Genomic DNA, 25,695 nt, shown 5'->3' on the forward strand with positions numbered 1-25,695 from the left:
AAGCGATATGCTGTGCTAGTCAAAACTTTTTTAATTCTGACCGCTACGACTCAAAAGCCACTGTGACGCAGACACCACAAAGCGCGCGGTCTCGGGAGACTGCACCCACTTGCGGATTTTTTTGAGGTGCCGGGAGGGCGGCCTGGGTAAGGCCGCCGGATCTTCAGCGAGTTGCTGCCAGTTCTTGTTGAACGCTGGCAACAGTGCGAGGCCAAGGTTTACCAGCCTGAACCTTCGCTGGCAAGGCTTTGATAGCAGAATCGGCTGCGGCGCGGCTTGGGAAGCTGCCGTAGGTGATCACGTAGAGAGGCTTGCCGTTGAGCACTTTCTTGAAATAACGGTACTGGCCGCCCTGCTCTTTGACGAACGCCTGGGCGTTAGCTTCGGAGCTGGTGCCGAGGATCTGTACCACAAAGTTGCCGGTAGGCTGGCTGCTGTACCAGCTGCTGCCGGCGGCACCGGCCTTGGCCACGGTGGCGGCTGGTTTTTCAGCAGGCTTGGCGGCTGGCGCTGGAGCCGGCGCTGGTTTTGCTACCGGTGCCGGCTTGGCGGTGGCAACGGTCGGCGCAGGCGTTGGCTTGGCCGCTGGCGCTACCGGAGTGGCTGGCGTGCCAGCCGGTACGCCCGCAGGTGGCGCGGTGGTGGTCACAGTCGGCGGCGTGGCGCTGGAGCCTTCCACCGGCACTCCGTCGTCGCCTTCGGAGATGCCACCGGCTTCTTCTGCCAGCGGGCCGCGCATCACCGGTTGGCCGACCATCGGCAGGTTGGTCGGTTGGCCGGAGTTGGCAAATTCGACGTTTGGCGTGGGCTTGCCCAATGGCAACTGCGCCTGCTCAGTTGGCGCGCCGGTGGTTGTCGGTGCCTTGTTGCGACCCGGGATCAACCAGGCGGCGGCTACAGCGACCACGACAACGGCGGAAATAGCCAATACGTGCTTCTTAGGCATAGTGAACCCCATCTTTGGACGCTTGACCGCAGAGCGGCTGGCAATCATGGCTTCGATCATCGCATCGCGGGCAACCTGGTTGATGTTTCCAGGCCAGCCATCGGAGCTTTCGTGAATATCAGAGATCTGCGCAGCGGTGAAAAGTTCGATACCCGCCCCGGCGCCTTCAAGGCGTTGTGCCAGGTATTCGCGGGTTTCTTCCTCTTCGTACGGCTGCAACTCGATGACGTGGAACAGCTCCTGCTCACCACTGATCTGCTCCAGATCGGCGATCAGCGACGACTCACCGAACAGGAACACATGCGGGCGACCTTCCGGCGTGCCCGCCGCGAGCGCCAGCAGCGCTTCGAGGGCGGATTCGTCGAGCTGCTCGGCGTCATCTACCAGCAGGTAGACTTCCTGGCCGGTCAGGCCCAACTGCACCACTTGCTTGAGAATCGCGTTCGGCTCGGCATTGGAGACGTCCAACGCCTGCGCTACCTGGCGCAATACGCCGGCCGCATCACCGGCACCGCGGGCCGATACCACCACGCTCTGCACCGATTGCTTGTTGGTGCTGGCCACCAGCGCCTGGCGCAGCAAGGTCTTGCCGCTGCCCAGAGGGCCGGTGACCACCAGCAGCAACTGGCTGTAGCGCGCGAGGTGATGCAACTGCCCCAGTACCGGCTTGCGCTGGGCGGGGAAGAATTTGAAACCCGGCACCCGTGGAGCAAAGGGGTCGTGGCTCAAGTGGTAATGGCCGAGGAACGCCTCGTCGGCATGCAAACTAGTCATCGGGTCTTATTAACCTTTGAGCTGGGCCAGGGCGCGGTAATCCGCTCCCAGCGTGGCCTGTAGAGTCTCTTTTGGATAATCGTCGGTCACCACGGCTTCGCCGATGTGGCGCAGCAGTACCAGTCGAAGTCGACCGTCGATCACTTTCTTGTCTATCGCCATATGTTCAAGGAAATCCGCCTCGGTCATATCCGTGGGCGGAATAACCGGCAAACCGGCGCGCTGGAACAGGCGGATACCGCGATCACGCTCTTGGGCGCTGATCCAGCCCAGGCGCTGCGACATGTCCAATGCCATCACCGTGCCAGCCGCTACGGCTTCCCCATGCAACCACACACCATAGCCCATGTGCGTTTCGATCGCATGGCCGAAGGTGTGGCCCAGGTTCAGTGTGGCCCGCACACCGGACTCGCGCTCGTCGGCATTGACTACCAGCGCCTTGGCCGCGCATGAGCGGGAAATCGCCTCGGTAAGCGCCACCTGGTCGAGGCCGCGCAAGGCGTCCATGTGCTCTTCCAGCCAGGTCAGAAACGGCTCATCGCAGATCAGCCCGTACTTGATGACTTCCGCCAGGCCGGCCGACAGCTCACGCGGTGGCAGGGTGTTGAGGGTAGCAGTGTCGATCAGCACAGCTTGGGGCTGATAGAACGCGCCGACCATGTTCTTGCCCAGCGGGTGGTTGATACCGGTCTTGCCGCCCACCGACGAATCGACCTGGGACAGCAAGGTGGTCGGCACCTGGATAAAATCCACGCCGCGCTGGTAGCAGGCCGCGGCAAAACCGGCCATGTCGCCAATCACACCGCCGCCCAGGGCGACCACAGTGGTTCGACGGTCATGGCGTGCGGTCAGCAGGCCATCAAAGATCAGCTGCAGGGTTTCCCAGTTTTTGTGGGCCTCGCCGTCAGGCAACACCACGGAGATCACCGAGTACGCCGCCAGGCTGCGGCTCAAACGCTCAAGATACAGCGGCGCGACCGTTTCGTTGGAGATGATCGCCACCTGTCGGCCGGCAATATGCGGCGCAAGCAGTTCGGGCTGGTCCAACAGACCTGCGCCAATGTGGATCGGGTAGCTGCGCTCGCCTAGATCGACCTTAAGTGTCTGCATGTGTCCCCGCGTTGAAGATGTATTGACGACCGGCACTGTCGATATCTCGACACCGCCTAGTGGCTCTACGCCATACCTTACAGGGTGATGGCGCGCCGCCGAGAATAGCGCATTTCGGGCCAGGCTTTAACGGGGTGGCAACCGTTGCAGGCGCTCGAGGATGTCGAGCACGACCATCCGAGGTGGCCGCTCATCGGTTTCCACCACCAGATCGGCGATTTCCCGGTACAGCGGATCGCGCAGCGCCAGCAGGTCACGCAGGGTTTTGGCCGGGTCGGCAGTGCGCAACAACGGGCGATTGCGATCACGGGCGGTACGGCCCACCTGCTGCTCGACCGACGCGTGCAAATACACCACTCGACCACCGGCATGCAGCGCCCGACGGTTTTCATCGCGCATGACAGCGCCACCACCGGTCGCCAATACCACGCCATCGCAGCCGCACAGCTCGGCAATCATCGCCTGCTCGCGGTCACGAAAGCCCAGCTCGCCTTCTTTATCGAAGATCCATGGGATATTGGCACCCGTGCGCAATTCAATTTCCTTGTCGGAATCTTTGAACGGCAGGCGCAGCTCTTTGGCCAGCAAACGGCCGATGGTGCTTTTTCCAGCCCCCATCGGCCCTACAAGAATCAAATTTCGCACAGAATCAACGACTCACAGCAATCGCCTGGTTATTCATGATACGCGGAGTCAGGAATACCAGCAGCTCGGATTTTTTCTCCGCCAGCACATCGCGCCGGAAAAGGCGGCCAAGATACGGCACATCGCCCAAAAATGGCACTTTATCTACCACTTTGCTCTGGGTGTTGGAGAAAACCCCGCCAATGACGATGGTCTCGCCATCCCTGACCAGAACCTTGGCGTTGACCTCGTTTTTCTTGATCGGCGGCACGTCATTGAGGCGATTCAGGTAGTCAGGCTCATCCTTGGTGACCTTGACCGCCATGATCACATGGTCGTCGGGGGTGATTTGCGGCGTGACTTCAAGCGACAGCGAAGCCTCTTTGAACGACACCGAGGTGGCGCCCTGGGAGGTGGATTCCTGGTAAGGAATCTCGGTGCCCTTGAGGATGCGTGCAGTCTCTTTGTCGGAGGTGACGACCTTGGGCTGCGAGACGATCTCACCGTTGCCGGTTTTTTCCATGGCGGTCAGCTCAAGGTCCAGCAACAGGTTGTCGGTGATATAGGCGATCCCCAGGCCCGAGGTTCCGGCCAGCGACCCCAAGTCGACAAAGGGTGAACTGGGTGGGTTTTGCGGCGGCTCGGCACCCTCCGCCGGCGGCTTGGCAATACCGCCAACGCCGCCGTTGCCGCGGGTGAGCCGCCCACCCCAGCGCACACCCAGGCTTTTGTCGTAGTCGACATTGGCCTCCACAATCCGCGCCTCGATCATGACCTGGCGTACCGGGATATCCAGCTGCGCCACGATGCGCCGCAGCTCTTCGAGCCGCTCGCCAGTCTGGTAGGCGATGATGTTGTTGGTGCGGTCATCCACCGCCACCGAACCGCGCTCATCGGTGGCGCCCTCAAAGCCGGTCACCGACTGAAACAGCTTGGCCAGGTCGGCGGCCTTGGCGTAATTGACCTGCAGCAGCTCCCGACGCAAGGGCGCCAGCTCGGCCATCTGCTTGCGCGACTCCAGCATCAACAGCTCTCGGGCAGCCAATTCATCGGCGGGCGCCACCAGCAGCACGCCCGCCTTGACTCGCTTGTCCAAGCCCTTGGTTTGCAGTACCAGGTCCAGAGCCTGGTCCCAGGGCACATCCTTGAGCCGCAGGGTGATCGAGCCCTGCACCTCATCGCTGGTCACCAGGTTGAGCCCGGCGACATCGGCGATTTGCTGCAATACCGCACGCAAGTCGATGTCTTGGAAATTCAGGGTCAGTTTGGCGCCTGTATAGCTGACCGGCGGGGCGCTGTCGGGCGGCGGCAGTTGGATAAGGTCGAGGCGATTGGGCACAGCAGCAGCCATCGGTGCCGTGAACGCTATCCATAGCGCCACACCGAAGGACGAGAAGGTCCTTTTCATTGTTTGATTCCGTTATGAGTTGACGTTCAGCACAAGGGTTCGCGGGCGTTCCAGCCAGGCACCCTGTCCATCGGGAAACAGCTCCACCAGCTCGACAGCAGCGTCTTGAATGGCCGTGACCTGGCCATGGTCCGGCCCCAGGTAATCACCCACCGCCAGCCGATACACCCTGGCCCCAGCCCGCAACAAGGCAAAGGCCTGCGCACCACGGGACAACGTGCCGACCATTTCGAACTGGTCGAGACGCATACCCTCCAACAGTCCCCGTGGCCGGGTGAAATCCGGGGCAAGGGCCGGCCGGCCTGGAACGTGGGGTGCCTGCAAAGCGGGCGGCGTGAACGGGTCGCGCAAGGACGAGGGCTCGTAGACAAATTGCGGCCCTGGGTCGAGCACCTGGCGGGCCTTGCCGTTTTGCAGGGTGCTGCGATAGGTCTTGGCGAGCATGTTCAGACGCAACAAGGCACCCTGATGCCCGAGCGCAACATCCTGCACGGTAACGACCCGCGGCAACCCACCCAAGGCACTGACAAACGTCGCCAGGTCGTGGTAAACCCCGGACGCGCTTATCTGCATGGGTTGTTCGATATAAAGCTGCCGAGGCGCTTCATCCAGCACGGTGATGCCTTCGACCCACACCCCATGGGCAGCCGCCAGCCGGGCGATGTCTTCCAGCACGGCAGGCAGCTCGGACTCGCCGGGCAATTGCCCTAGAAGGCTGGCAAGGTTGTCTTCCATGCTCCGGACTTGCCGGGTGCGCAGCTCAAGGCTCGCGGCCAGGTCGGTCTTTTCTGTGAGTTGCTGCTGCAGCGCCTGCTCCCGCGCCTCAAGCCCGTGCAATCGCTCCCGCTGCGGCCCCCCATGCGAAACCTCGCCTATCACCAGCACCAGGCCGGCCAGCGCACAGCCAAGCAGCACCTTGCCCGGCAGGGACCATTTAGCAGCGTTGTAAGAAAGCGTGGAAAAATCGAGCCTGGGCAGGCTCATGGTTGCGCCTCGCTGGATTCTCCCTGGCGCACCATCAGCTGAAATTCGCTTTCGCCGCGCGCACCTTCGGCCTGCACGCGCTGCAGACGGGTCGAACTGGAACCCTGGGTTGGCTTGAGCTGCTGCATCAAACGGGCGATATCCTGGTTGCTTTCAGCCGTGCCGCGAATGCTGATGGTGTCGCCGTTTGCGACCACCTCATGCAGATGGACACCTTCAGGCACCGCACGCGCCAATTGCTCGAACAATCGAGCCCCGGAAGAGCGGGCATCGTGCAGGTCCTGAACCACCTTCATGCGTTCGGCCAGTTGCTGGCTTCGCTCCTGAAGATCGTCGATCGTCTTGATGCGCGAGTCCTGGGTGGCGATGTGCTCTTCCAGGCGGCTGTTGCGGCTTACCTGCCGGTCTATCGCCTGGTCGATCACTTGATCAGCCAACCACAATGCCGCGAGCGCCATGCAGGCAAACGCCAGCAATAGCACCAACAGGTATTTGCGTCTGCGCTCCGCCAGGGCCTGGCGCCAAGGCAAAAGATTGATTCGTGTCATCCAGCGAAACTCCTCAGGGCCAGCCCGCAAGCCACTCCCATCCCTTGGGCATCCAAGGCCCATTGTGCACCATCGACTCTGTGACCCGGCGTGAAGCTGGCAAAATCCTGAAGGCAAGCGCGCTGCAATGCAAACCCTTCTACATCAACCACCCGCGGCACCAGCCCCGCCAGGGCCAAAACCGCCTCGCGCGCTTCGACCTGCTCGCGCAGGCACGCCGCCAGCATCACCTCCACCCACTGTGGGCCTTGAGCCGATGGCCCTTGAACCTGAAAGTCGATGGCCACTTCATCCAATGGATAAGGGATGAACTGGTCGGCTTCCATCTGGATCTTCCAGGCCATTTCCTCGTCGCTGAGGCCTGCGTCCATGTCAATCAGCCGGGTAATTACCGACGGGCCCGCAACCGCCACGGCGGCGTACCGGGCCGAGGTACCCAGGCGCGACAGCGCCTGTTGCAGCCCCCGGCCCACACCCTCAAGGTCCAGCAGGGTGCCGTCGACCACCGCGTGGGGCGCCAGCACTTGCGTGGCGTAGCCCTGGACGCTGAAACCGCCGGATGAACGGCCCAGTTCGATCAGCTTGATGCCACTGTCATTGATATCGACCCCCAACACCGTGTCGACTTTTCGCGTGAAAAATCCCTTTCCCATAAAACTCCCCAAAACTTTCCCTGTCATACCGGCTGTCATCTCGCCTGATTGCTGCCAGGCACCTTGCATTCGGTCGGCTTGTTCAAGGCTCGCGAATGACGCCCCAAGCCGAAAAATGCTTTAATGCCCAGCGTTTTTTCCCGCTTTTTATCTGCTGCCCGGGTCGATCCATCGTTTGCCATGCATGCCCCGACGCGTAACTCTTTCTTTTCTCTGGAAATCCAAAAGCCTTGATTCGTCTGCTGAAGTTTTTCGGGTACTCCATTGTCGCCATCGTCTGCGGGCTGCTGCTCGTATTCAGCGGGGCCTACCTCTACCTTAGTCCGGGTTTGCCCTCCGTAGAGGCCCTCAGAAGTATCCAGTTGCAGATTCCTTTGCGGGTCTACAGCAGCGATGACAAGTTGATCGCGGAGTTCGGCGAAATGCGCCGCACACCGATCCGTTTCGCCGATATTCCACCCAATTTCATCAGCGCATTGCTGTCCGCCGAAGACGATAATTTCGCCAACCACTACGGCGTAGACCCCAGCAGCCTGGTGCGTGCAGCCACACAACTGGTAAAAAGCGGACACATTCAATCGGGCGGCAGCACCATCACCATGCAGGTGGCGAAGAACTTCTTCCTCACCAGCGAGCGCAGCTTTTCCCGCAAGGCCACCGAAATCCTGTTGGCGCTGCAGATCGAACGCCAGCTGACCAAGGATGAAATCCTCGAGCTGTACGTCAACAAAATCTACTTGGGCAACCGCGCCTACGGCATCGAGGCCGCGTCCCAGGTCTATTACGGCAAGTCGATTCGTGACGCCAGCCTGGCGCAGATGGCCATGATTGCTGGCCTGCCCAAGGCACCTTCGCGCTTCAACCCGCTGGCCAACCCGGCGCGCAGCAAAGAACGCCGCGACTGGATCCTGGGCCGCATGTACAAGCTGGGCAAGATCGACCAGGCCGCTTATGAAAGCGCCGTGGCCGAGCCGCTGAATGCCAGCTATCACGTGCCGACGCCCGAAGTGAATGCACCCTATATCGCTGAAATGGCCCGCGCCGAGATGGTTGGCCGTTATGGCAGCGAGGCCTACACCGAAGGTTTCCGCGTCACCACGACGGTGCCGAGCGACTTGCAGGAAATCGCCAACCATTCGGTACATGAAGGCCTGATTACTTATGACCAGCGTCACGGCTACCGCGGTCCCGAGTCGCGCCTGCCGGGCAAGACCCTGAGTGCCTGGACCACCGAATTGAGCAAACAGCGTTCGATCAGCGGCCTGGACCCGGCCATCGTTACCCAGGTATCGAAAGACGGCATCCAAGTGCTGACCCGTTCTGGCGAAGCCCATGTAGCCTGGGACAGCATGAAGTGGGCGCGCCCGTTCCTGAACACCAACAGCATGGGCGCGATGCCCAAGCAGCCCTCCGACGTGGCCCAGGTGGGTGATCTGATCCGCGTGCAACGCCAGAAGGATGACAGCCTCAAATTCAGCCAGGTGCCGCTCGCCCAGGGCGCCCTGGTGTCCCTGGACCCGCAGAACGGTGCGATCCGTGCGCTGGTCGGCGGTTTTGCCTTTGAGCAGAGCAACTACAACCGCGCTACCCAGGCCAAGCGCCAGCCAGGCTCCAGCTTCAAGCCGTTCGTCTACAGTGCGGCACTGGACAACGGCTACACCGCCGCCAGCCTGGTCAACGACGCGCCAATCGTGTTTGTCGACGAATACCTGGACAAGGTCTGGCGCCCGAAGAATGACACCAACACGTTCCTCGGCCCGATCCGTATCCGCGAGGCGCTGTACAAGTCGCGCAACCTGGTGTCGATTCGCCTGTTGCAGGCGATGGGCGTAGGCAAGACCATCGACTACATGACGCGCTTTGGCTTCGCCAAGTCGGACCTGCCGCCGAACCTGTCCCTGGCCCTGGGTACCGCAACCCTCACGCCGATGGAAATCGCCACCGGCTGGAGCACCTTTGCCAACGGTGGCTACAAGATCGCGCCTTACTTGATCGACAAGATCGAAAGCCGCAATGGCGACACCCTGTTTACTGCCAATCCGCCACGGGTACCGGGTGATGTGGTCAATGGCGTGGCGGCAACCGACGGCCTTGCGGCACCGAGCAACGGCGGTATCACCATCGAGCCGACGCCAGGCACGCCGTCGGCCGCAAACGCCAGCGCACCGGCCGAACCGCAAGCGCCAGCGGTTGCCGAGCGCATCGTGGATGGCCGTACTACCTACATCCTCAACAGCATCCTGCAAGACGTGATCAAGAAGGGCACCGGCCGCCGCGCACTGGCCCTGGGCCGCGCGGATATCGCTGGCAAGACCGGTACCACCAACGAATCCAAGGACGCCTGGTTCTCCGGCTACAACGGCGACTACGTGACCACCGTGTGGACCGGCTATGACCAGCCTGAAAGCCTGGGCCGCCGCGAGTTTGGTGGCACCGTCGCCCTGCCGATCTGGATGAGCTACATGGGCGCAGCGCTCAAGGACAAGCCGCTGCATACCCAGCCAGAGCCGGAAGGCATCCTCAGCCTGCGCATCGACCCGATCAGTGGCCGCGCAGCTTCACCGAGCACGCCGAATGCGTACTTCGAGCTGTTCAAGAGCGAAGACACACCGCCGTCGGTCAACGAACTGGGCAACGGCGCAGTGCCGGGCAGCCCACTGCCGGCGGATGAAGGCGCGCCGATCGATTTGTTCTGACCTGATCACGCTGATCGGCCGATCGTTCCCACGCTCCGCGTGGGAATGCATCCTGTGACGCTCTGCGTCACGACCTCAAAAGCAGACGCGGAGCGTCCAGGTGGGCATTCCCACGCAGAGCGTGGGAATGATCAGCCAAAGCCTCTCGTGAATCGCTACCCACAAAAAAGCCCCGACTGATCACTCAGCCGGGGCTTTTTGTTGGTGCGCTATAACGGCTTAGCCGTTGAACACATCATCCACGCTCTGCAGCGGGTAGTTCTTTGGATACGGCAGGGTAGCCACACCAGTCTCGATCGCGGCCTTGGCCACGGCATCGGAGATCAGGGTGATCAGGCGCTTATCCATTGGTTTTGGAATGATGTACTCACGACCGAATTCCAGCTTGGCGCCACCGTAGGCGTCGCACACGTCCTGAGGTACCGGCAGCTTGGCCAGTTCACGCAGGGCGTTGGCAGCGGCCACTTTCATTTCTTCGTTGATACGCTTGGCGCGAACGTCCAGGGCACCACGGAAGATGAACGGGAAGCCCAATACGTTGTTGACCTGGTTCGGGTAGTCCGAACGGCCGGTGGCCATGATCACGTCGCTGCGAGTGGCGTGGGCCAGCTCAGGAGAAATTTCCGGATCCGGGTTGGAGCAGGCGAACACGATAGGGTTCGGCGCCATGGATTTCAGGCCTTCAGCGCTCAGCAAGTTCGGGCCGGACAGGCCAACGAACACGTCGGCACCGTCGAGGGCGTCAGCCAGGGTGCGCTTGGAGGACGGATGGGCAAACATCGCCTTGTACTGGTTCAGGTCGGTACGCTCGGACTGGATCACGCCCTTGCTGTCGACCATATAGATGTTTTCCAGCTTGGCGCCCATGCTGATGATCAGCTTCATGCAGGAAATGGCCGCGGCACCGGCGCCCAGGCAGACGATTTTCGCCTCGCCCAGGGTTTTGCCAGCGATTTCCAGGGCGTTGATCATGCCGGCTGCGGTAACGATCGCGGTGCCGTGCTGGTCATCGTGGAATACCGGAATGTCGCACTGCTCGATCAGGGCCTTTTCGATCTCGAAGCACTCAGGTGCCTTGATGTCTTCCAGGTTGATGCCACCGAACGTGATGGAAATGCGCTTGACGGTGTCGATGAACGCCTGCGGGCTTTCGGAATCGACTTCGATGTCGAAAACGTCGATGCCGGCAAAGCGCTTGAACAGCACGCCCTTGCCTTCCATGACTGGCTTGGAAGCCAATGGGCCGAGGTTACCCAGGCCCAGAATCGCGGTGCCATCGGAAATCACTGCAACCAGGTTGCCTTTGCCGGTGTACTTGTACGCCAGCTCTGGGTCACGGGCGATTTCACGTACGGGTTCGGCAACACCAGGGCTGTAGGCCAGCGACAGGTCGCGGGCAGTGGCAGTGGCTTTGGTGAGCTCTACACTCAGCTTTCCTGGACGAGGATTGGCATGGTATTCGAGAGCGGCAGTTTTCAAATCAGACATATCGGCATTCCGCTTTTACTGTTGGTCGACGGACCGCCGAGGATACGCGTGTCGTAAAGTCCCTACAAGACTGGGCAGTCACAGGTGTCAAGGGCCCTGGGCTACGACTTTTGGCCAAGAGCCACGGGATACAAGGGCTCAACTGTTCACAATCGAAATAAAAAATGTCTACAATTTTTTATTCAAAGCGTCGATTTCAGCATGCGAGAGTCGGTTATTGGCAACAGCCAGCGTGCTTGGCCTTTTTTCAGGCCGCCACTGCGGGAACGATCCTGCACCCAGCCACGCGCCTCAAGGGTGCGGCCTTGCAGACCATTGAGCATGGCCGTATCGAACTGGCTGATCAGCTCGGGCGCAATGCGTAATACCAGTGAACCCTGCAGTTCAATCCAGATTCCGCCGCGATTGCGCTCGATCTTGCTGACCCGACCAGCCACCAGGGCAAACCCGGAGCGCTTGAGATTGGCCACGTTTTGCACCGGCGATTGGCGCCACAGGCCGAGCCGTGACTGGCGGGCGCTGTTTTCGGCCGCCTGCTGGCAGGCCACCAGGTCCACGTTCGGCGCCACGCCCACCTGGTACCCCAGGCCCTCGGCCAGCAGTTGCGCCTCCAGGTTCTCGCCATTGGCGCCGTAGAGGTAAGCCAGGGTGCGCCCGTAATGATCTTTGCCTTCGCGCCCCGGCACCAGGCCGACACGCCCATCACTGGCCTTGACCAACGCCTGCAGGCGCTGGCGTGCGGCGACGGCAAATGGCTCGTCTGGACGGCCCTTCTTGCCGGTTTCCGGCGCATTGAGGCCGATCATACGTACGCTGCGACCATCCTTGAGGCGTACTGTGTCGCCATCCACCACACGCTGCACCTCAACGCGGGCGATAGCTGCCGGGGCGGGGCAGAATGCATCGGCCTCAGCGGTCACCAGCCAAATTCCAGGCACAAAAAAGGCGCCCACAAGGGACGCCTTTTTCAACAGCGGGTAAAAGCCCATAAGGCTCTTGAACCTTACTCTGCTGGAGTAGCAGGCTTCTTGCCGAAAGCACCAAAGCGATCTGCGAAGCGCTGTACGCGGCCGCCGGTGTCCAGAGTTTTCTGCTTACCGGTGTAGAACGGGTGGCACTCGTTGCATACGTCAGTACCCAGTGGCTTGCACAGGTTCGAACGAGTTTCGAACTTGTTGCCGCAGCTGCAGGTGACTTGGATGGTTTCGTACGCTGGATGGATATCGGCTTTCATGGCACTTCCTCAGGCTAGCGTGCCGCCACTCGACACTATTGTCGAATACCGCACGTAATTAGGCCGCGGATTCTACCAGACCTTTTTAATCGCGCAAGCGGCGGTAATGGCCGAAAGCTCCCTTTCATCAGATATTCCTGACACACCGCCGACAATGTGGGAGCCGGGCTTGCCCGCGAAGGCGGTGTGTCAGTCACTGCATCTGTTACTGCACTAGCGCTTTCGCAGGCAAGCCAGCTCCCACAAGATCCGGTTCCAGTACTGGAGACGTGACAACCCCGGTCTGCTAGGCTCCCGCCCCTGCGCCACCGCTGCCTTAATAGATGAGACTCCTCGCGTGCCCGACGCCATTTTGCGCCTAGCCCTGCCCTCGCCCCTGCGCCGCCTGTTCGATTACCGGGCCCCGCCCGGCGTGTCGCGTGCGCAGTTGCAGCCAGGCATGCGCGTGCGCGTGCCGTTCGGGCGCAGGGAAATGATCGGCATTCTGGTGGAAGTTACCGACCACAGCGAAGTGCCTGCCGAAAAGCTCAAGCCGGCTATTGCCCTGCTCGACGCCACACCGCCGCTGCCGCCCGCGCTGTTCAAGCTGTGCCTGTGGACCGCGCAGTATTACCAACACAGCCTGGGCGATACCTTGAGCTGGGCGCTGCCGGTGCTGCTGCGCCAGGGCGAACTGGCCGAAGCGCGTCAGGAGCGTTTCTGGTCGATGGCGCCCGGCGCACGCCTCGAAGACCCGCGCATCGCCCGCGCCCCGCGCCAGCGTGAGGCCCTGGCCACCTTGGCGCAGCATCCACACGGCGTGGCCCATCAGCTATTAAGCAAGCTGATGCTGAGCAAAGACAGCCTCGACCTGCTGCTGGCCAAGGGCCTGGTGCAGGTGGAAATCCGCAAGCACGCCCCGGACCCGCGCCACGAACACTGGCTGGCCCAGCCGGAGTTGCCGCTGAACCCCGAGCAACGCGCCGCGTATGAGGCGATTCGCGCCGGTTTCGACAGTTTCCACGCGTTCCTGCTAGCCGGCGTCACCGGCAGCGGCAAGACCGAAGTCTATTTGCAACTGATCCGCGAAACCCTGCAGGCGGGCAAGCAGGCACTGGTGCTGATCCCCGAGATCAATCTGGGCCCACAGACCGTGGCGCGTTTCGAGCAACGCTTCAATGCCCGGATCGCCCTGGTGCACTCAGCGGTCAATGACCGTGAACGCCTGGAGTCGTGGCTAGCGGCGCGGGACGGCGAGGCCGACATTATTATCGGCACGCGCTCAGCACTGTTCACGCCGATGAAAAACCCTGGGCTGATCATCGTCGACGAGGAGCACGATGGCTCCTATAAACAGCAGGAAGGTTTGCGCTACCACGCCCGCGACCTCGCGCTGGTGCGCGCCCGCCAGGAAGACATCCCGATTGTGCTGGGCTCGGCCACGCCGTCCCTGGAAAGTCTGCACAACGCCTACACCGGCCGTTACGGGCTGCTGCGCCTGAACGAGCGCGCCGGCGGCGCCAAACAACCGCGCTTCCTGCGCCTGGACGTGAAAAGCCGCCCGCTGGACAGCGGGATTTCCGGCCCGATGCAACAGGCCATTGGCCAGACCCTGGCCGCCGGCCAGCAAGTATTGGTATTTCTCAACCGCCGCGGCTTTGCCCCGACGCTGCTGTGCCATGACTGCGGCTGGATGTCCGGCTGCGAGCGCTGCGATGCGCGCATGACCGTGCACCAGCGCCACGGCGAGTTACGCTGCCATCACTGCGGCCATGTGGAACGGGTACCGCGCCATTGCCCGCAGTGCGGCAAGGTGGACCTGCGGCCCGTGGGCGCCGGCACCGAGCGCGCCGAAGAACGCCTGGGCATTCTGTTCCCGGATTACCCGGTGCTGCGGGTCGACCGCGACAGCACGTCACGCAAAGACGCTATGAACCAACTGTTCACCACCATCCACAAGGGCCAACCGTGCATTCTGGTGGGCACGCAGATGCTTGCCAAAGGGCATCACTTCCCACGGGTGACCCTGGTGTCGATCCTGGATGCCGATGGCGGGCTGTTCTCCGGGGATTTTCGCGCCAGCGAACGCATGGCGCAGTTGATCGTGCAGGTGGCAGGGCGCGCCGGGCGGGCCGAAGAGCCAGGCAGGGTGATTATCCAGACGCACCTGGCCGACCACCCGCTGCTGATTCAACTGACGGAACAAGGCTACTTTGCCTTCGCCGAGCAGGCCTTGAGCGAACGCCGCGCCGCCGGCCTGCCGCCCTTTGCGCACCTGGCGCTGCTGCGTGCCGAAGCCCACAAACCCGGGCAGGCCGAAGGCTTTCTTGATGAGGCCTGCAGCGCCGCCGAACGTTTATTGGGCGAACTGGCCCTCAGTGGCATCGAACTACTCGGCCCGGTGCCAGCGCCCATGGAGCGGCGCGCCGGGCGTTATCGCGCTCAGCTACTCTTGCAGGCAACCTCCCGCGCGCCGCTGCATCGGCTATTAAGTCGCTGGATGCTTGAGCTGGAGCAACTGCCCAGCGGTCGGCAGGTGCGATGGTCGTTGGATGTAGACCCGGTAGATTTGTATTGAGGGTAATTACGTCATCGCAGGCAAGCCAGCTCCCACATTATGAAATGTGAATACCCTTAAATGTGGGAGCGGGCTTGCCCGCGAAGAGGCCCGCAGGTCCGCCATATAGTCTGAACGGTTGGCAAGCCCGCCCTCGCCACGGATAATGCCCAGTTTTTCCACCTGCGCATCGCGCGCCGCCGCTTGCGGTCGAAAGAGAACACCATGAAAGACACCATTCGCCAGCTGATCCAACAAGCCCTCACCCAACTCGTCCACGAAGGTGTGTTGCCTGAAGGCCTGTCGCCGGCGATCCAGGTGGAGAACACCCGCGACAAGACCCATGGCGACTTCGCCAGCAACATCGCGATGATGCTGTCCAAGCCGGCCGGCATGAAACCGCGCGACCTGGCAGAAAAAATCATCGCCGCGCTGCCGGTTGACGCCAGTGTCACCAAGGCCGAAATCGCAGGCCCTGGCTTTATCAACTTCTTTCAGAACACCCAGGCCCTGGCGTCACGCCTGGATGCTGCCCTGGCCGATGCCCGCATCGGTGCGCGCAAGGCCGGCGACAGCCAGCGCGTGGTCATCGACCTGTCGGCGCCGAACCTGGCCAAGGAAATGCACGTGGGCCACCTGCGCTCCACCATCATTGGCGACGGCGTGGCACGGGTGCTGGAATTCCTCGGCGACACCGTGATCCGCCAGAATCACGTGGGCGACTGGGGTACCCAGTTCGGCATGCTGATGGCCTACCTGCAGGAAAACCCGATCACCAGCAACGAGCTGGCCGACCTGGAAAACTTCTACCGCGCCGCCAAAAAGCGGTTTGACGAGTCTGAAGAGTTCGCCGACCGCGCACGGGGCCTGGTGGTCAAGCTGCAAGCCGGCGACGAAGAGTGCCTGGCGCTGTGGAACCGCTTCCGTGAAATTTCCCTGTCCCATTGCCAGGAAATCTACGAGCTGCTCAACGTGAAACTGACCATGGCCGACGTGATGGGCGAAAGCGCCTATAACGACGACCTGATCAACGTGGTCAACGACCTCAAGGCCAAAGGCCTGCTGGTCGAAAGCAACGGCGCCCAGTGCGTGTTCCTCGAAGAATTCAAGACCGCCGACGGCGAGCCGCTGCCGGTGATCATCGTCAAGGCCGATGGCGGCTACCTCTACGCCACCACTGACCTGGCCGCCGTGCGTTACCGCAGTGGCGTGCTCAAGGCTGACCGTGCGCTGTACTTCGTCGACCAGCGCCAGGCCCTGCACTTCCAGCAGGTGTTCGAAGTGGCCCGTCGCGCCGGTTTCGTCACCCACCCGATGCACATGGAGCACATGGGCTTTGGCACCATGAACGGCGCCGATGGCCGCCCCTTCAAGACCCGCGACGGCGGCACCGTGAAGCTGATCGACCTCCTGACCGAAGCCCAGGAACGTGCCTACAACCTGGTGAAGGAAAAGAACCCCGAGCTGGCCGAGGCCGACCTGCGTAATATTGCCCGCGTGGTGGGCATTGGCGCGGTGAAATACGCCGACCTGTCCAAGCACCGCACCAGCGACTACAGCTTCAACTTCGACCTGATGCTCAACTTCGAAGGCAACACCGCGCCGTACCTGCTGTACGCCTACACCCGCGTGGCCGGGGTATTTCGCAAGCTGGGCAAGGACTTCAGCGAAGTCGAGGGCCAGATCGCGCTGGACGCCGCCCACGAACAGGAACTGGCGGCCAAGCTCGCGCAATTTGGCGAAGTGCTCAACAGCGTTGGCGAAAAAGGCACGCCGCACATCCTGTGCACCTATTTGTACGAAGTGGCCGGCCTGTTCTCCAGCTTCTACGAGAACTGCCCGATCCTGACCGCCGACGACGAAGCCCAGAAACAAAGTCGCCTGCGCCTTGCCGCATTGGCTGGACGCACCCTCAAGCAAGGCCTGGAACTCTTGGGCCTGGAAACTCTGGAGCGTATGTAAGTTGGCTGCCAAGAAAAAACCTGCACCCAAGCGCGGCGCCAGCCGCTACCAGGCCCCGGCGAAGCAACCGATTCCGGGTTGGTTGTGGATGGCCATCGGCCTGACGGTCGGCGCATTTATCGTGTTTCTGATGAAGCTGGAGCCCGGCCAGGGCGATGACGTCAAGCGCGTCAAACAGGAGCAGCAAAAGGCCACGAAAATCGCCGAAGCCAACAAGACCGCGCCGAGCCCGACCGCACCGGTAAAGCCCAAGTACGACTTCTACACGCTGCTGCCGGAATCGGAAGTGATCGTGCCGCCTGACGCCGTGCCGGAAAAAACCCTGCCGACGCCACAAGTGCCGACCACGCCGGTAACCCCAGCGGAAGCGGCGAAAATCGACACGGCGCGCGCCCAGGCCGCGCTGGCCGGTATCACGCCGCCGCCAGCACCGCCAGTGGCTGCAACCAAGGCGGCGCCGGTGACCAAGTTCTTCCTGCAAGCGGGCTCGTTCCCGAAACAGGCGGATGCGGACCGTGTACGCGCACAGATCATTCTGTTGGGCCAATCGGTATCGGTTGAGTCCGGCACGGTGAAGGATGCGACTTGGTATCGCGTATTGGTGGGGCCGTTCAGCAACCGTGAACAGCTGACCGTGGCGCAAAAGCAATTGGCCGGCGCCGGGTTTAGCAACCTGTTGTTACAACAACGCCAGAGCCGCTGACGCATACCCACTGATCGTTCCCACGCTCCGCGTGGGAACGTGCCCCTTGACGCTTTGCGTCACAGAGCAGGCGCAGAGCGCCCAAGGCGGCATTACCACGCGGAGCGTGGGAACGATCACCACTCGTCCGCACTGCCTCCCTACGGTTGAAATCCCCCTCGCCACCCCCATATGAGTTTCCATCAGGGCATTTTCGCCCCGCTGCGTGGAGACTCTCCCCTTGACCACCATCGTTTCAGTACGTCGCCACGGCAAAGTTGTCATGGGCGGCGACGGCCAGGTTTCCCTGGGCAACACCGTGATGAAAGGCAACGCCAAGAAAGTGCGCCGCCTGTACCACGGCCAGGTGCTTGCCGGCTTCGCAGGCGCGACCGCCGATGCCTTTACCCTGTTCGAACGCTTCGAAGGCCAGCTTGAGAAACACCAGGGCCACCTGGTGCGCGCCGCTGTAGAGCTTGCCAAAGAATGGCGCACCGACCGCTCCCTCAGCCGCCTGGAGGCTATGCTGGCGGTTGCGAACAAAGACGCTTCCCTGATCATCACCGGCAACGGCGACGTGGTTGAACCCGAGCATGGCTTGATCGCCATGGGTTCAGGTGGCGGCTACGCCCAGGCTGCGGCCAGCGCGCTGCTGAAGAAAACCGACCTGTCGGCCCGTGAAATCGTCGAGACCGCCCTGGGTATCGCTGGCGATATCTGCGTGTTCACCAACCACAATCAGACCATTGAGGAGCAGGACCTCGCCGAATAAGCCCTAGGCTTATTCAGGCTTGAGGCCGCCAAACACTATGTCCATGACTCCCCGCGAAATCGTCCATGAACTCAACCGCCATATCATCGGCCAGGACGATGCCAAGCGCGCCGTTGCCATTGCGCTGCGTAACCGCTGGCGCCGGATGCAACTGCCAGAAGAACTGCGCGTTGAAGTAACGCCCAAGAACATCCTGATGATCGGCCCTACCGGCGTCGGCAAAACCGAGATCGCTCGGCGGCTGGCCAAACTGGCCAATGCACCGTTCATCAAGGTCGAAGCGACCAAATTCACCGAAGTTGGCTATGTGGGCCGCGATGTCGAGTCGATCATTCGTGACCTGGCTGACGCCGCCCTGAAGATGCTGCGCGAACAGGAAGTGACCAAGGTCAGCCATCGCGCCGAAGACGCCGCTGAAGAGCGCATCCTCGACGCCCTGCTGCCACCGGCACGCATGGGTTTCAACGAAGACGCCGCACCTTCGTCGGATTCCAACACCCGCCAGCTGTTCCGCAAGCGCCTGCGTGAAGGCCAGTTGGATGACAAGGAAATCGAGATCGAAGTGGCCGAAGTGTCCGGCGTGGATATCTCTGCCCCGCCTGGCATGGAAGAAATGACCAGCCAGTTGCAGAACCTGTTCGCCAACATGGGCAAGGGCAAGAAGAAAAGCCGCAAGCTCAAGGTGAAAGAAGCGCTCAAGCTGGTGCGCGACGAAGAAGCCGGGCGCCTGGTCAATGAGGAAGAACTCAAGGCCAAGGCCCTGGAAGCGGTCGAGCAACATGGCATTGTGTTTATCGATGAGATCGACAAGGTGGCCAAGCGTGGTAACTCCGGCGGCGTGGATGTGTCCCGCGAAGGCGTGCAGCGCGATTTGCTGCCACTGATCGAAGGCTGCACGGTCAACACCAAGCTGGGCATGGTCAAGACTGACCACATCCTGTTTATCGCCTCCGGTGCCTTCCACCTGAGCAAGCCCAGCGACCTGGTGCCCGAACTGCAAGGCCGCCTGCCGATTCGGGTGGAGCTCAAGGCACTGACGCCGGGCGACTTCGAGCGCATCCTCAGCGAGCCGCATGCCTCACTCACCGAGCAGTACCGCGAGCTGCTGAAAACCGAAGGGCTGGGTATCGAATTCCAGGCAGACGGTATCAAGCGCCTGGCGGAGATCGCCTGGCAGGTCAATGAAAAGACCGAGAACATCGGTGCCCGTCGCCTGCATACCTTGCTTGAGCGCCTGCTTGAGGAAGTATCCTTCAGCGCCGGCGACATGGCCGGTGCGCAGAATGGCGAAGCGATCAAGATCGATGCCGATTATGTGAACAGCCACCTGGGCGAATTGGCGCAGAACGAAGATCTGTCTCGTTATATCCTGTAAGCCTCACTCAATGTGGGAGTGGCTTGTGTGGGCGCTGGCTTGCCTGCGATAGCATCACCTCAGTGTTCCTGAAACACCGAGGTGCCGGCATCGCGGGCAAGCCCGGCTCCCACATTGGTCCCTCCCACATTTTGGGCCGGTTCCTTCAGGGTTATCTCCAATGTCGAAATTTCCTACCGCAGTAAACCTGCATAAAACTTCCAACACCCTCGGCCTTACCTACGGGCCCGACGAGGTTTACCAACTACCCGCCGAATTCCTGCGGGTGCACTCCCCTTCCGCCGAGGTCCAGGGCCACGGCAAACCCATCCTGCAATTCGGCAAGCTCAACGTCCGGTTGATCAAGCTGGAACCGGCCGGCCAGTACGCACTGAAATTGACCTTCGACGACGGTCATGACAGCGGACTGTTCACCTGGGACTACCTCTATCAGTTGGCCGTACGTCAGGACGCTTTGTGGGCCGACTACCTGGCCGAGCTCAAAGCCGCTGGTAAAACCCGCGATCCGAGTGAGTCGGTCGTGCGGCTGATGCTCTAGCTCAACGGTCTTGCTGTTTAGAGCGCATTTTCTAATTTCATCTGCTTGAATGCCCTGTCGCGTGGCCAACGATTGGCCCGCTTGCGAAAAAAAATAAACTCGGGTAACCAATGGAGCTGGCAAGTTCCCTGCATTTGACGATGCGGTATCAACGGTCACCCGAGTCGCAGTACCAGGCTGGTGTCGTGTATCGAAATTGGGTGCGCAGCAATCGCCGGTACTCGTCTTTCGGACAATGGAGCGTCGTAGATGAGTAACAAGAATAACGATGACTTGAAACGCCAGGCCTCGGAAAACACCCTGGGGTTGAACCCGATCATCGCGTTACGCAAAAAGGATTTATTGGCCTCGGCCAAGATGGTGCTGACCCAAGCCATCAAGCAACCGTTGCACAGCGTCAAGCACGTCGCCCACTTTGGCGTTGAATTGAAGAATGTGATGTTCGGCAAATCCGCACTGGTGCCCGAGGGCGACGACCGTCGTTTCAACGACCCAGCCTGGAGCCAGAACCCGCTCTACAAACGTTATTTGCAGACTTACCTGGCATGGCGCAAGGAACTTCACGACTGGATCGACGACAGCAACCTGTCGGCACAAGACATCAGCCGGGGCCACTTCGTGATCAACCTGATGACCGAAGCCATGGCCCCCACCAACAGCGCGGCCAACCCGGCGGCGGTCAAACGCTTCTTTGAAACCGGCGGTAAAAGCCTGCTCGACGGTTTGTCTCACCTGGCCAAGGACATGGTGCACAACGGCGGCATGCCCAGCCAGGTCAACATGGGCGCCTTTGAAGTCGGCAAGACCCTGGGCACCAGCGAAGGCGCGGTGGTGTTTCGCAACGACGTGCTGGAGCTGATCCAGTACAAGCCCATTACCGAGCAGGTGCATGAGCGCCCGCTGCTGGTGGTGCCGCCGCAGATCAACAAATTCTACGTCTTCGACCTGTGCCCGGATAAAAGCCTGGCGCGCTTCTGCCTGCGTAATGGCCAGCAGACCTTTATCGTCAGTTGGCGCAACCCCACCAAGGCCCAGCGCGAATGGGGGCTATCCACCTATATCGAGGCGCTGAAGGAAGCGGTCGATGTGGTCACGGCGATTACCGGCAGCAAAGACGTGAATATGCTCGGTGCCTGCTCAGGCGGCATCACCTGCACGGCGCTGCTGGGCCACTACGCGGCGCTGGGGCAGAAGAAGGTCAACGCCCTGACTCTGCTGGTGAGCGTGCTGGATACCACCCTGGACACCCAGGTGGCGCTGTTTGTCGACGAGCAGACTCTGGAAGCGGCCAAGCGCCACTCCTATCAGGCCGGCGTGCTGGAAGGCCGCGACATGGCCAAGGTCTTTGCCTGGATGCGCCCCAACGACTTGATCTGGAACTATTGGGTCAACAACTACCTGCTGGGCAACGAGCCGCCGGTGTTCGACATCCTGTTCTGGAACAACGACACCACACGCTTGCCGGCCGCGTTCCATGGCGACCTGATCGAACTGTTCAAAAACAACCCACTGGTACGGGCCAACGCCCTGGAAGTGTGCGGCACGCCCATCGACCTCAAGCAGGTCACTGCCGATATCTATTCCCTGGCCGGCACCAACGACCACATCACGCCGTGGCAGTCCTGCTACAAGTCAGCGCAGTTGTTCGGCGGCAAGGTCGAGTTTGTACTGTCCAGCAGCGGGCATATCCAGAGCATCCTCAACCCGCCGGGCAACCCCAAAGCGCGCTACCAGACCAGCGAGGGCCTGGCCGGCAGTGCGCTGGAGTGGCAAGAAGATGCGACCAAGCACACCGATTCGTGGTGGCTGCATTGGCAGGTGTGGCAGGCGGAGCGGGCGGGAAAATTGAAAAAAGCCCCGACGACATTAGGCAATAAAACCTATGCAGCCGCTGAAGCGGCGCCGGGTACCTATGTACATGAACGCTAGGCATTCTTGTGATTGAAATGAGATCAGATGTGGGAGCTGGCTTGCCTGCGATAGCAATGGGCCTGCTCACTAATCGCGGCCTGAAAGAATGCCATCGCAGGCAAGCCAGCTCCCACACTGACCGAGTTCCTACAGACCAATAGCACCACTTCACAGGGCTTGAGCATGGCGCAACCGTTCATCTTCCGTACCATCGACCTGGATGGCCAGACCATCCGCACGGCGGTACGCCCGGGCAAGCCGCACTTGACCCCGCTGCTGATCTTCAACGGCATCGGCGCCAACCTTGAGCTGGTGTTTCCGTTCGTCCAGGCCCTGGACCCGGACTTGGAAGTGATCGCCTTCGACGTGCCCGGCGTGGGCGGATCCTCGACGCCGAACCGACCCTATCGCTTCCCCGGCCTGGCCAAGCTCACCGCACGTATGCTCGATTACCTCGACTACGGCCAAGTGAATGCCGTGGGCGTGTCCTGGGGCGGAGCGCTGGCCCAGCAATTTGCGTATGACTACCCCGAGCGCTGCAAGAAATTGATCCTGGCGGCCACCGCGGCCGGGGCCTTCATGGTGCCGGGCAAACCGAAGGTCTTGTGGCTGATGGCAAGCCCCAGGCGTTATATCCAGCCGTCCCACGTGGTGCGCATTGCACCGATGATTTATGGCGGTTCGTTCCGCCGAGATTCCAAACTGGCCGCCGAGCACGCCAGCAAAGTGCGCTCGGCCGGCAAGCTGGGTTACTACTGGCAACTGTTTGCCGGGCTGGGCTGGACCAGCATTCACTGGCTGCACAAGATCCGCCAGCCCACCCTGGTGCTGGCCGGGGACGATGACCCGCTGATCCCGCTGGTCAACATGCGCATGCTCGCCTGGCGCATCCCCAATGCGCAGTTGCACATCATCGACGACGGCCACCTGTTCCTGATCACCCGGGCCGAAGCCGTGGCGCCGATCATCATGAAGTTTCTGGAGGAGGAGCGCCTGCGTGCCGTGATACATCCGCGACCGGCGGTGTGAAGGACCACACCACCGCGCAACTTGCCAGGAACCGACTATGGTTCTGGATTGGCGTGCCTGCTTGATGACTTGACGAAGGAGTGTTGGCTCATGCGAGAAAGACCCGTGACGAACCCGGCGCCCACCCCCGCTGCGTTCATCAACGCGCAAAATGCGATCACCGGCCTGCGCGGCCGGGACTTGCTGTCGACCCTGCGTACCGTCGCCGCGCACGGCCTGCGCAACCCGGTGCACACCGCTCGCCACGCCCTGGCCCTGGGCGGCCAGCTGGGCCGCGTGCTGCTGGGTGAGGCCGTGCACGAACCCAACCCCAGGGACCATCGCTTCAGCGACCCCACCTGGAAGCTCAACCCGCTGTACCGCCGCAGCTTGCAAGCCTATCTGAGCTGGCAAAAACAGACACGGCAGTGGATCGATGACAGCACCCTCAGCGACGATGATCGCGCCCGCGCGCAGTTCGCCTTCGCCCTGCTCAACGATGCCGTGTCCCCTTCCAACACCCTGCTCAACCCGCTGGCGATCAAGGAGTTGCTCAACTCCGGCGGCAACAGCGTAGTGCGTGGCGTGAGTAATTTGTTCGAAGACCTGCTGCACAACAACGGTTTGCCGCGCCAGGTCAGCAAGCACGCTTTCGAAGTGGGCAAGACCGTGGCGACCACCCCCGGTTCGGTGGTGTTTCGCAATGAGCTGCTGGAGCTGATCCAATACAAGCCCATGAGCGAAAAACAGTACGCCAAGCCACTGCTGGTGGTGTCGCCGCAAATCAACAAGTACTACATTTTCGACCTGAGCCCGGCCAACAGCTTTGTGCAATACGCGCTCAAAAACGGCCTGCAGACCTTTATGGTCAGCTGGCGTAACCCGGACGTGCGGCATCGCGAATGGGGCCTGTCCACCTACGTGGCGGCGCTGGAAGAAGCGCTCAACGTGTGCCGGGCCATCACTGGCGCCCGCGAGGTCAACCTGATGGGCGCCTGCGCCGGGGGCCTGACCATCGCCGCGCTGCAAGGCCACCTGCAAGCCAAGCGCCAGTTGCGGCGCATCTCCAGCGCCAGTTACCTGGTAAGCCTGCTCGACAGCCAGATCGACAGCCCCGCAACCCTATTCGCCGATGAACAAACCCTGGAGGCCGCCAAGCGCCGCTCTTACCAGCAAGGCGTGCTGGATGGCCGCGACATGGCCAAGGTGTTTGCCTGGATGCGCCCCAACGACTTGATCTGGAACTACTGGATCAACAATTACCTGCTGGGCAAGGAACCGCCGGCGTTCGACATCCTGTACTGGAACAACGACAACACGCGCCTGCCCGCCGCCTTGCACGGCGACCTGCTGGACTTCTTCAAGCACAACCCCCTGAGCCACCCTGGCGGCCTGGAGGTATGCGGCACGCCCATCGACTTGCGCAAGGTCGCGGTGGACAGCTTCAGCGTGGCCGGCATCAACGATCACATCACGCCGTGGGACGCGGTGTACCGCTCCACGCAACTGCTGGGTGGCGAGCGGCGCTTCGTGCTGTCCAACAGCGGGCATATCCAGAGCATCCTCAACCCACCGGGTAACCCCAAGGCCAACTACGTCGAGAACCTCAAGCTGAGCAGCGACCCGCGCGCCTGGTATTACGACGCCCAGCACGTCGAAGGCAGTTGGTGGCCGCAGTGGCTGGAGTGGGTGCAAAAACGCTCCGGTGTACAACGCGAAACCCTCACCGCTCTGGGCAACCAGAATTACCCACCGATGGAAGCGGCGCCGGGCACTTACGTGCGCGTGCGATGAGCTCAAACATCACATTAAGAAGACTGGATGAAGACCCGCGACCGTATCCTTGAATGTGCCTTGCAGTTGTTCAACCACAAGGGCGAACCGAACGTGTCGACCATGGAGGTGGCCAATGAAATGGGGATCAGCCCCGGTAACCTCTACTACCACTTCCATGGCAAGGAGCCGTTGGTACTGGGGCTGTTCGAGCGCTTTCAATGCGAGCTGGCGCCGCTGCTCGACCCGCCTGCCGATGCGCAACTGGAGGCTGAGGACTACTGGCTGTTTTTGCACCTGATTGTCGAGCGCATGGCCCACTATCGCTTCCTCTTCCAGGACCTGTCGAACCTGGCCGGGCGCCTGCCGAAGCTGGCCAAGGGGATCCGCAATCTGCTTACCGCGCTCAAACGTACCCTGGCCTCCTTGTTGGCGCGGTTGAAGGCTGCGGGGCACCTGGTCAGTGACACCCAGGCACTGGGGCAGTTGGTGGAACAGATCACCATGACTCTGCTGTTCTCCCTCGATTACCAACGCGTACTGGACCGTGAAGGCGAGGTACGAGTGGTGGTGTACCAGGTCATGATGCTGGTAGCGCCGCACCTGCTGTCACCTGCACGCCAGGCCACCGAACGCTGGGCCTTGCGCTACCTGGATGATCCGCTTTGACCGG

20 protein-coding genes and 1 pseudogene are annotated in these 25,695 nt (G+C 61.5%); 11 read left to right on the forward strand and 10 right to left on the reverse strand.

From position 1 onward, the window contains the following. Positions 1-163: 163 nt before the first annotated feature. The 7 genes and pseudogenes from BOP96_RS04380 to pilM form a co-directional block, all read right to left on the reverse strand. A complete protein-coding gene (locus BOP96_RS04380; protein WP_073451937.1) occupies positions 164-1,720 on the reverse strand; it encodes an SPOR domain-containing protein in 1,557 nt (518 codons plus the stop codon). 9 nt (positions 1,721-1,729) lie between these two features. Then, the gene (gene aroB, locus BOP96_RS04385) at positions 1,730-2,830 is read right to left on the reverse strand and encodes a 3-dehydroquinate synthase (protein WP_073451939.1); all 1,101 of its coding nucleotides are present in this window, start codon (positions 2,828-2,830) and stop codon (positions 1,730-1,732) included. Between the two features lie 126 nt (positions 2,831-2,956). Continuing rightward, on the reverse strand, positions 2,957-3,475 hold the full coding sequence (aroK, locus tag BOP96_RS04390) for a shikimate kinase AroK (protein ID WP_003187914.1): 519 nt from the start codon (positions 3,473-3,475) through the stop codon (positions 2,957-2,959). A 4-nt stretch (positions 3,476-3,479) separates the two neighbouring features. Further along, positions 3,480-4,736 (reverse strand): annotated as a pseudogene (locus BOP96_RS04395) (type IV pilus secretin PilQ); the annotation flags it as partial. Between the two features lie 138 nt (positions 4,737-4,874). After that, complete coding sequence (locus BOP96_RS04400; RefSeq protein WP_073451941.1) at positions 4,875-5,846, reverse strand: pilus assembly protein PilP; 972 nt, start codon at positions 5,844-5,846, stop codon at positions 4,875-4,877. Next, a complete protein-coding gene (locus tag BOP96_RS04405; protein WP_014716579.1) occupies positions 5,843-6,394 on the reverse strand; it encodes a PilN domain-containing protein in 552 nt (183 codons plus the stop codon). The genes BOP96_RS04400 and BOP96_RS04405 overlap by 4 nt, the downstream gene beginning before the upstream one ends. Further along, complete coding sequence (gene pilM, locus BOP96_RS04410) at positions 6,391-7,047, reverse strand: type IV pilus assembly protein PilM (protein ID WP_073451943.1); 657 nt, start codon at positions 7,045-7,047, stop codon at positions 6,391-6,393. The genes BOP96_RS04405 and pilM overlap by 4 nt, the downstream gene beginning before the upstream one ends. Positions 7,048-7,280: 233 nt before the next feature. Between pilM and BOP96_RS04415 the strand changes: the two genes are divergently transcribed. Next, positions 7,281-9,743, forward strand: a complete 2,463-nt coding sequence (locus BOP96_RS04415) for a penicillin-binding protein 1A (RefSeq protein WP_370694793.1) — start codon at positions 7,281-7,283, stop codon at positions 9,741-9,743. Between the two features lie 219 nt (positions 9,744-9,962). Here BOP96_RS04415 and BOP96_RS04420 read toward each other — a convergent pair whose 3' ends face one another. The 3 genes from BOP96_RS04420 to rpmE form a co-directional block, all read right to left on the reverse strand. Further along, positions 9,963-11,231, reverse strand: coding sequence for a malic enzyme-like NAD(P)-binding protein (locus BOP96_RS04420; protein WP_014716577.1), 1,269 nt, complete (start codon positions 11,229-11,231; stop codon positions 9,963-9,965). A gap of 182 nt (positions 11,232-11,413) precedes the next feature. Next, a complete protein-coding gene (locus BOP96_RS04425) occupies positions 11,414-12,220 on the reverse strand; it encodes a thermonuclease family protein (protein ID WP_073451945.1) in 807 nt (268 codons plus the stop codon). 14 nt (positions 12,221-12,234) lie between these two features. After that, entirely contained in the window at positions 12,235-12,465 is a 231-nt protein-coding gene (rpmE, locus tag BOP96_RS04430; protein WP_014716575.1) for a 50S ribosomal protein L31, read from the reverse strand. Between the two features lie 337 nt (positions 12,466-12,802). On the opposite strand from rpmE, the gene BOP96_RS04435 reads away from it, so the two are divergent. The 10 genes from BOP96_RS04435 to BOP96_RS04480 all read left to right on the forward strand — a co-directional run bounded on the left by BOP96_RS04435 (position 12,803) and on the right by BOP96_RS04480 (position 25,691). Then, on the forward strand, positions 12,803-15,022 hold the full coding sequence (locus tag BOP96_RS04435) for a primosomal protein N' (RefSeq protein ID WP_038448547.1): 2,220 nt from the start codon (positions 12,803-12,805) through the stop codon (positions 15,020-15,022). A 204-nt stretch (positions 15,023-15,226) separates the two neighbouring features. Next, positions 15,227-16,963 (forward strand): arginine--tRNA ligase, encoded by a 1,737-nt coding sequence (argS, locus tag BOP96_RS04440; protein ID WP_038448545.1) that lies wholly within the window; start codon positions 15,227-15,229, stop codon positions 16,961-16,963. A gap of 1 nt (position 16,964) precedes the next feature. Next, a complete protein-coding gene (locus BOP96_RS04445; protein WP_003187899.1) occupies positions 16,965-17,666 on the forward strand; it encodes an SPOR domain-containing protein in 702 nt (233 codons plus the stop codon). 220 nt (positions 17,667-17,886) lie between these two features. Beyond that, positions 17,887-18,417 (forward strand): ATP-dependent protease subunit HslV, encoded by a 531-nt coding sequence (gene hslV / locus BOP96_RS04450; RefSeq protein WP_003171209.1) that lies wholly within the window; start codon positions 17,887-17,889, stop codon positions 18,415-18,417. A gap of 37 nt (positions 18,418-18,454) precedes the next feature. Next, positions 18,455-19,792 carry an ATP-dependent protease ATPase subunit HslU gene (gene hslU / locus BOP96_RS04455; protein WP_003171208.1) on the forward strand — a complete coding sequence of 446 codons (1,338 nt, stop codon included), beginning with the start codon at positions 18,455-18,457 and terminating at the stop codon, positions 19,790-19,792. A gap of 160 nt (positions 19,793-19,952) precedes the next feature. Further along, positions 19,953-20,330: a gamma-butyrobetaine hydroxylase-like domain-containing protein gene (locus tag BOP96_RS04460; protein ID WP_019820036.1), complete on the forward strand. Its 378-nt coding sequence runs from the start codon at positions 19,953-19,955 to the stop codon at positions 20,328-20,330. 249 nt (positions 20,331-20,579) lie between these two features. Further along, positions 20,580-22,259 (forward strand): class II poly(R)-hydroxyalkanoic acid synthase, encoded by a 1,680-nt coding sequence (gene phaC / locus BOP96_RS04465; protein WP_014716570.1) that lies wholly within the window; start codon positions 20,580-20,582, stop codon positions 22,257-22,259. Between the two features lie 165 nt (positions 22,260-22,424). Then, positions 22,425-23,270 carry a poly(3-hydroxyalkanoate) depolymerase gene (gene phaZ, locus BOP96_RS04470; protein WP_019820034.1) on the forward strand — a complete coding sequence of 282 codons (846 nt, stop codon included), beginning with the start codon at positions 22,425-22,427 and terminating at the stop codon, positions 23,268-23,270. A 90-nt stretch (positions 23,271-23,360) separates the two neighbouring features. Beyond that, entirely contained in the window at positions 23,361-25,043 is a 1,683-nt protein-coding gene (phaC, locus tag BOP96_RS04475) for a class II poly(R)-hydroxyalkanoic acid synthase (RefSeq protein WP_073451947.1), read from the forward strand. Positions 25,044-25,070: 27 nt separating this feature from the next. Further along, a complete protein-coding gene (locus BOP96_RS04480; RefSeq protein WP_019820031.1) occupies positions 25,071-25,691 on the forward strand; it encodes a TetR/AcrR family transcriptional regulator in 621 nt (206 codons plus the stop codon). Positions 25,692-25,695: the final 4 nt, after the last annotated feature.

This window comes from Pseudomonas sp. FSL W5-0203, assembly GCF_001896155.1.
In the GTDB taxonomy this organism is placed as follows: Bacteria; Pseudomonadota; Gammaproteobacteria; order Pseudomonadales; family Pseudomonadaceae; genus Aquipseudomonas; species Aquipseudomonas paracarnis.

What these genes read in the sequence shown, in the direction of transcription:
- BOP96_RS04480 (WP_019820031.1), top strand. Translation starts at nt 25,071, where the DNA reads ATGAAGACCCGCGACCGTATCCTTGAATGTGCCTTGCAGTTGTTCAAC.
- aroB (WP_073451939.1), bottom strand. Translation starts at nt 2,830, where the DNA reads ATGCAGACACTTAAGGTCGATCTAGGCGAGCGCAGCTACCCGATCCAC.
- BOP96_RS04425 (WP_073451945.1), bottom strand. Translation starts at nt 12,220, where the DNA reads ATGGGCTTTTACCCGCTGTTGAAAAAGGCGTCCCTTGTGGGCGCCTTT.
- BOP96_RS04420 (WP_014716577.1), bottom strand. Translation starts at nt 11,231, where the DNA reads ATGTCTGATTTGAAAACTGCCGCTCTCGAATACCATGCCAATCCTCGT.
- BOP96_RS04460 (WP_019820036.1), top strand. Translation starts at nt 19,953, where the DNA reads ATGTCGAAATTTCCTACCGCAGTAAACCTGCATAAAACTTCCAACACC.
- BOP96_RS04380 (WP_073451937.1), bottom strand. Translation starts at nt 1,720, where the DNA reads ATGACTAGTTTGCATGCCGACGAGGCGTTCCTCGGCCATTACCACTTG.
- argS (WP_038448545.1), top strand. Translation starts at nt 15,227, where the DNA reads ATGAAAGACACCATTCGCCAGCTGATCCAACAAGCCCTCACCCAACTC.
- BOP96_RS04400 (WP_073451941.1), bottom strand. Translation starts at nt 5,846, where the DNA reads ATGAGCCTGCCCAGGCTCGATTTTTCCACGCTTTCTTACAACGCTGCT.
- pilM (WP_073451943.1), bottom strand. Translation starts at nt 7,047, where the DNA reads ATGGGAAAGGGATTTTTCACGCGAAAAGTCGACACGGTGTTGGGGGTC.
- phaC (WP_014716570.1), top strand. Translation starts at nt 20,580, where the DNA reads ATGAGTAACAAGAATAACGATGACTTGAAACGCCAGGCCTCGGAAAAC.
- rpmE (WP_014716575.1), bottom strand. Translation starts at nt 12,465, where the DNA reads ATGAAAGCCGATATCCATCCAGCGTACGAAACCATCCAAGTCACCTGC.
- phaC (WP_073451947.1), top strand. Translation starts at nt 23,361, where the DNA reads ATGCGAGAAAGACCCGTGACGAACCCGGCGCCCACCCCCGCTGCGTTC.
- hslU (WP_003171208.1), top strand. Translation starts at nt 18,455, where the DNA reads ATGTCCATGACTCCCCGCGAAATCGTCCATGAACTCAACCGCCATATC.
- BOP96_RS04405 (WP_014716579.1), bottom strand. Translation starts at nt 6,394, where the DNA reads ATGACACGAATCAATCTTTTGCCTTGGCGCCAGGCCCTGGCGGAGCGC.
- phaZ (WP_019820034.1), top strand. Translation starts at nt 22,425, where the DNA reads ATGGCGCAACCGTTCATCTTCCGTACCATCGACCTGGATGGCCAGACC.